Origin of the sequence: Limisphaera ngatamarikiensis, assembly GCF_011044775.1 — a bacterium.
Taxonomy (GTDB): Bacteria; Verrucomicrobiota; Verrucomicrobiia; order Limisphaerales; family Limisphaeraceae; genus Limisphaera; species Limisphaera ngatamarikiensis.
Genome location: NZ_JAAKYA010000046.1, coordinates 1 through 1,753 on the forward strand (window position 1 = coordinate 1; position 1,753 = coordinate 1,753).

2 protein-coding genes are annotated in these 1,753 nt (G+C 60.4%); both read left to right on the forward strand.

Annotation, left to right across the window (positions count from 1 at the left end; all coding sequences use genetic code 11):
• The first annotated feature begins 192 nt into the window (after window positions 1-192).
• Window positions 193-576, forward strand: coding sequence for a hypothetical protein (locus G4L39_RS06925; RefSeq protein ID WP_205880844.1), 384 nt, complete (start codon window positions 193-195; stop codon window positions 574-576).
• A 34-nt stretch (window positions 577-610) separates the two neighbouring features.
• Window positions 611-1,015, forward strand: coding sequence for a hypothetical protein (locus G4L39_RS06930; RefSeq protein WP_165106967.1), 405 nt, complete (start codon window positions 611-613; stop codon window positions 1,013-1,015).
• Window positions 1,016-1,753 lie beyond the last annotated feature (738 nt).

A 1,753-nucleotide genomic window follows, 5' to 3' on the forward strand; every position in this document is an offset into this window, starting at 1 on the left:
CTCCAGGGCCATTGTCCATATTTCGGTTGTCCTCGGTATCCACCCCGGCCGCCTTCCCCGCCGCGACCGCCGCTACGCTGCCGTCTAGCCGCAGATCTTATCAGGAGCTTCTTGAATACACCACAGGAGAAGGCAGCGTGGGACAGGTATGTGTCGGGCGCTGGGGGGACGTGGTATTTATCGTGCAGGGACATGGAATCGGTGGTAAGCGCTGCCAGAGCCGGGAACGGGATGACAGTGTTGGACATGATCGAGGCGGAGCGGCGCCGTTGCAAGCATGGTGGGCGGTACTGGATGAACTCGTCAAAAGAGGTGGCGGCTGTGGGCGCTCCATGGGAGCTTGCGCTGGGCTACGTGGAGCTGACCATCAGCACTACATGCGCGTGTGGGGTGTTTTCGTTCAGCGTCTGTCTGGATGACACGTACGATTTCGATCCCAAGTGGTTGAAAACGCACCGGTTCCCGCAGGGTGAAGTGTATACGACATTGGTATGGGCAACTCAAAATGCACTTAGGTGTGGGTGGAGGCCATATCAGATTACGGGTTGTTATCATGGAGCGGAGTGTACGTTCTAGGCTTGCAAAAGCAGTGTTGGGGGTTGCCTACAGCATGACGCTGATTGGAGTGTTTATATACAACGCAGTTTCCTTCTGTGGCGGATGGTTGGGGGGTTGGCTGCAACTTGCTGTGCACCTGGTGTTATTCGGCAGCGTGTGGTTGGGATGGGCGCTGAAGCAATGGAAATGGGCGTTGTGTGGCGCGGGTGGAACGGTAGCAATCATGGTGTCGGTGTATGTGTGGCGCAAGGTTGTGCATCCCGGACAGGTTATGGTGGACTATGGCGGCCCCTATTTCTTTGGGTTGACCGTTCTTCCTTTTGTGGCTGGCCTGTTGTACCCGGGGAAGTGGTATGTGAAGCTCGGGTTCACGATGCTCGGAGTACTGGGGGAGTGCGTGGCGGTGTTGCTGGCCGGAATCGCCGTGTTGATCTTCGTTGGTCCGATAATAGACTGATGCGAAAGGGGCTGCGGACCTCCGATAGGACAGGACTGTGGTGTTCGTTGGCGTGAACATGGGCAGCCCGGGTCGGATTCCTAGAATTCAAGCCAAACGCTTTACCGTCTTGGACCACAGAGCGACTGCCCGAGCCCAGCGAACCCTTTAGGGAGCGTGTGTTCAGCGTGCGTGGTTCTCACCTGAACCTCAGAGGCGCGGCGGGATTATAAAGGATGCCCATGGGGCTCGGGATGCATGGAGCTGTACGGTGTGTGGGGAAGGGCCGGGGGCGCGGGTGCTTACTAGGCAAGCGCGGCTCTGGACGCCGTGGGGTAAGCGAGGATGGCGACCGTCCTGCCGTGGGTGGATCGATACCCGTGAGGGACGGACCGTGCCCCCGGTGCGTAGAAAGATGCGGGCACAGGGGACTGTGCCCCTCCCACAAGATCCCACGGGAGGGACGGCGTCCCCGCCGTCCGCAAGAGTCTTGGGCACAGAGGACTGTGCCCCTCCCGCAAGGTCGCCAGGGAGGGACCGCGTCCTCACGGTCCGCAAGGAAAAACAGACCCTGGGGCCCGCGCCAAACCTTTAACGCGCCCTAATGACCGCGTGCTCTTCCGAACTCCGACAGGTCGGGGGGGACGGCGTCCCCGCGGTCCGCAGGAACATCGGGCACAGAGGACTGTGCCCCTCCCGGGGAATCCCCAAATCGAAGGCACCCCAGCCCATTGGCGAGGTCGGGAGGGACAGCGTCAT

Excerpts from the sequence above, each read along its gene's own strand:
- G4L39_RS06925 (WP_205880844.1), top strand. The coding sequence starts at position 193 with ATGGAATCGGTGGTAAGCGCTGCCAGAGCCGGGAACGGGATGACAGTG.
- G4L39_RS06930 (WP_165106967.1), top strand. The coding sequence starts at position 611 with ATGACGCTGATTGGAGTGTTTATATACAACGCAGTTTCCTTCTGTGGC.